The organism is Streptomyces aculeolatus (assembly GCF_020400605.1).
GTDB lineage: Bacteria > Actinomycetota > Actinomycetes > Streptomycetales > Streptomycetaceae > Streptomyces > Streptomyces aculeolatus.
Window position 1 is genome coordinate 1 of record NZ_JAINRD010000057.1, and the last position, 4,580, is coordinate 4,580.

Below are 4,580 nucleotides of genomic sequence, written 5' to 3' on the forward strand. Positions count from 1 at the left end.
CGTGTACGCCACCCGACCCGACGCCACACTCGCCGCACCACCATTGCCCAGGAAGCCTTCGTAGCCCTCCGGGATCTGGTGCATGAGCCGGCCGGTGTAGTCGTCGTACATGACCCCGGCGAACACGCCCGTCTTGCTGCCCTTGAGGGAGTGGGAGTCGATGCCCGCGCGCTCGAACGTCTCCCAGGCGGCCTCCAGCAGCAGCCGCTGCTGCGGGTCCGTGGCCGTGGCCTCCCGCGGGCTCATGCCGAAGAACTCGGGGTCGAACTCGTCCGCCGAGTGCAGGAAGCCGCCCTCGCGCGAGTAGCTCTTCCCGGTCCGGTCGGGATCGGGGTCGTAGAGGCCCTCGACGTCCCAGCCGCGGTTGCCGGGGAAGCCGGAGATCGCGTCCGTGCCGTCCGCGACCAACTGCCACAGGTCCTCCGGCGAACGCACCCCGCCCGGGTACCGGCAGGCCATCGAAACGATCGCAATCGGCTCCTGCCTTGCCGTCTCGGCGTCCTGCAGGCGCTGCCGCGTCTGGTGCAGCTCGGCGACTGCGCGGGTCAGGTACTCCCGAAGCTTGGCTTCGTCCGACATTGGTCGTCGCTCCTCTGTACGGAATTGCTGGGGCGGCGCGGACGCCGCCGGGGTCAGGAAAGGTCGAGATCGCCGTCGAGCAGGTCGAAGAGTTCGTCGTTGGACGCCGAACGGAGCTTCGTCTCGATGTCCTCGCCGGCCGGCGCCGAGCCCGCGGTCTCGTTGAGGCGGGTGAGGAGGGCCTGGAGTCGGCGCGTCACCTTCACTCGCCCGGCGTCCTCCGCGGAACGGTCGATCAGGGTCAGTTCGAGCTTGTCGATCTCCGCCAGGAAGGAGGTCTCCACGCTCGTCTCGTCCGGACCGATGCCCTCGCCGACGTAACGCGCCAGGTCGTTCGGCGTGGGGTAGTCGAAGATCAGCGTGGAGGTCAGGCGGAGCCCGGTCGCCTCGGTGAGGTGGTTGCGGAGTTGGACGGCGGTGAGGGAGTCGAAGCCCAGCTCGTTGAACGGGCGGTACGGATCGATCGCGTCCGCGCCGCCGTGCCCGAGCACCGCGGCGACCGCGCTGCACACGACGTCGAGCAGCAGCTTCTGCTGCCCCTCCGGCGGCAGCGCCCGGAGCCGGTCGGCCAGGTCCGCACCCGACGGCTGCGCACCGTGCCCCCGCGCGGCGGTGCGCCGGGGGGCGGGCACGAGGTCGCGGAGGAGCGCGGGGAGGTGGGGTGTGGTGCGGAGGGTGCTGGGGTTGAGCGGGGTGCAGAGGTGGTGGGGCTGGGGGGTGGTGAGGGCGGTGTCGAGGAGGTGGAGGGCGTGGTCCGTGGTGAGGGGCGTGGTGCCGTGGGTGACGTTGCGGACCTCGTTGTCGCTGAGGTGGCCGGTCAGACCCGTGGCTTGCTCCCAGTAGCCCCAGGCGAGGCTGGTGGTGGGCAGGCCCTGCCGGGTGCGGTGGTGGGCGAGGGCGTCCAGGTAGGTGTTGGCTGCGGCGTAGTTTGCCTGGCCGGGGTTGCCGAGGGTGCCGGCGGCCGACGAGTAGACGACGAAGTGGGCGAGGTCCAGGCCCATGGTCGCGCGGTGGAGGTGGTACGAGGCGTCCACCTTCGGCGCAAGAACGGAGTGGAGGCCGTCGGCGGTCAGCTTGCCCAGGACGGTGTCGTTGAGGACGCCCGCGGTGTGGATGACGGCGGTGAGGGGGTGGTCGCCGTCGATGGCCGCGATCAGGGCGGTGACCTGGTCCGCGTCGGTGGTGTCGCAGGCGGTGACAGTGACCTGGGCGCCCAGCTCCGTGAGTTCGCTGCTCAGGGCGGCGGCGTTGGGGTGGTCGGGGCCGCTGCGTGAGGCCAGGTGCAGGTGGCGTACGCCGTGTTCGGTGATGAGGTGGCGGGCGGTGAGGGTTGCCAGGCCGCCGGTGCCGCCGGTGATCAGGACGGTGCCGTCTGGGTTGAGGGGGCGGGGTTCGGTCGCTGCGTCGTTGGTGGAGCGGGTGAGACGGGGGATGAGGATGTCGCCGTTGCGGAGGGCGAGTTGGGGTTCGCCGGTGGCGAGGGCTGCGGTGAGGTCCGGGGTGTTGTCGGTGTCGGTGTCGATGAGGTGGATGCGGTCGGGGTTCTCGTTCTGTGCGGTACGGACCAGGCCCCACAGTGGCGCGTGCGCCAGGTGCACGTCCTGATCTGCATTCGTCGCGACGGCGCGGTGGGTGAGGACGACGAGGCGTCGGTCCGTCTCGTCGTTGTCGGCCAGCCAGCTCTGGAGGTGGGTGAGCAGTGCCTCGGTTGCGGTGTGGGCGGCGGCGGGGGAGTCGTCCTCCGCCGGGGTGGCCGCGTACACGTCGACCTGGTCGAGATCCACCTGAGCCTGGCCCTGCGGAGTGGCGGCGGTGCGCCACGCCAGGTGGAACAGGCTGTTGCGGGTGGCCGTGTTCGCGTGGGGGGCACCGGCGAGCGCGGTGGCGTCGACGGGCCGGGTGTTGAGGGCGGTGATCGTCGCCACCGGCGCGCCTGTCGTGTCCCACGTCCGCAGGGCGAGGTCGTGGCCGTGGGCGCCGGTGGGGGTGAGCGTGGCGCGTAGCTCGGTGGCGCCCGTGGCATGGACGGTGACGCCGGTCCACGCGAACGGCAGCCGCAGTTCCGCCGCCTTGCTGTCCGCGAGGAGCGTGCGGGTGGCGAGCGGGTGGATGGCGGCGTCGAGCAACGCGGGATGGATGGCGTGGCCCGTGACGTCGGTGTCCTCGGCGAGGCTGATCTCGGCGTGGAGGGTGCCGTCAGGGTGTGCCCAGGCGGCGGTGACGCCCTGGAAGGCGGGCCCGTACTCGTAGCCCGCCGCGAGCAGGCGGGGGTAGAGGTCGGTGACCTCCACGGGCTCCGCCCCCGTGGGCGGCCACTGAACCAGCGGCGCGGCCTGCTCGGCCGGTTCGGTGGTGAGGACGCCGGTGGCGTGGTGGGTCCAGGGCTCCGGCTCGGCGTCGTCGGGGGCGCGGCGGCGGGAGTGGACCGTCACCTGCCACCGGCCGGCGCCTTCGCCCTTGTCGTCGCTCCCGCCCCGGACGGAGGCGGTGACCTGAAGGTCGTGGGTGCCGGCCTCGTCGAGGGTCAGGGGCGCGTGGAGGGTCAGCTCTTCGAGGTGGGTGGCTCCGGTGTGGTCGCCCGCGTGGAGGGCGAGGTCGACGAGGGCGGTGCCGGGCAGCAGGACCGTACCGGCGACGGCGTGGTCCGCCAGCCAGGGGTGGGTCTTCAGACTCACGCGGCCGGTGAACACCGTGGTCGCGGCGCTCTCGTCCACGCCGTCGGCGAGTTGGACGACGGCGTGCAGCAGCGGGTGCGTGGTCGTCGCCTGGCCGAGGTCGGTGGCGCTGGTGACCTGAGCGGGGAGGTCGAGCCAGTAGGGCAGGCTCTGGAAGGGGTAGGTGGGCAGGCTCCGCAGCTCGCCGCCGGACCGGGGGAGGCGGGGGGCGAGGTCGGCGGGGTGGTGGTGGGCGTGGAGGGCGGTCAGTACGGCGAGGTGGGTGCGGGTCTCGTCCGGCAGGTGGGGGGTGCTGCGGACGCCGACCGGCAGGTGGGCGGCAAGGGTGGGATGCGGGGCCACCTCGGTGAACAGACTGACGCTCTCTTCGGTGAGGTGGGTGATGCCCTGGTGGAAGTGGACGGGTTGGCGGATGTGCTGGGCCCAGTATTCGGGGTCGTGGTGCTGTCCGTTGGTGGCTGGTTGTCCGGTGATGTTGGAGATGACGGGGATGTCTGCGTCGCCGAGGGTGTGGCGGTTGAAGAGGTCCGTCAGGTGGCCGGTGAAGGTGTCGAGGATCGGCTCGGTGTGCGCGGTGTGGAAGGCGTGTGCGACCTTCAGCGCCTTGGTGCGGATGCCTGCTTCGGCCAGCTCCTGGCTCAGCTCTTCGAGGGCGTCGAGGGGCCCGGCGAGAGCGGTGGAGACCTCGGAGTTATACGCGGCGATCTCCACCTGCGCGTGCCGGTCGAGGTACTCGGTCAGGGGCTCGGGTGCGGACTGCACGGCGAGCATGCCGGTGCCGTCGGGGAGGGTGTGGAGCAGCTTGGCGCGGGTGGCGACCATGTCGGCGGCCACGGTGAGGGGGAGGGTGCCGGTGAGGTGGGCGGCGGAGAGTTCGCCGATGGAGTGGCCGATGAGCGCTGTGGGCTGGACGCCTGCCTTTTCGAGCAGGCGGTAGCCGGCCACGTGGTGGGCGAACAGGGCGGGCTGGGTGTAGAGCGTCGTTTCCAGCACCGCGGCGTGCTCGCTGCCGGGTTCGGCGAACATCACCTCTCGCAGCGAAGTGCCCGTGGCCAGATGCTCATCCAGCGCGGCGCACACCTCGTCCAGGGCTTCGGCGTAGGCGGGGAAGGACTCGTACAGGTCGCGGCCCATGCCGGGTCGCTGGCTGCCCTGCCCGGAGAACATCACCGCCAGGCGGCCTCCGGTCTCAGCCGAGCCGGGGCCGGTGACCAGCGCCGGGTGCGCGGTGCCGGCGGCGAGTGCGGTGAGGGCTTCGTGGAGTTCCGTGCGGTCGGTGGTGATCACTCCCGCGCGGTGCTCCAGCTTCGCGCGCCCGGACCACAG

General features: G+C 71.9%; 2 protein-coding genes. Both read right to left on the reverse strand.

The window, feature by feature from the left end:
* Window positions 1–579 (reverse strand): beta-ketoacyl synthase N-terminal-like domain-containing protein (locus tag LG396_RS38615; protein ID WP_225798281.1); only part of this gene is annotated, 579 nt, incomplete at its 3' end.
* 53 nt (window positions 580–632) lie between these two features.
* The coding region (locus tag LG396_RS38620) for a type I polyketide synthase (protein ID WP_225798282.1) at window positions 633–4,580 on the reverse strand (3,948 nt) is incomplete at its 5' end.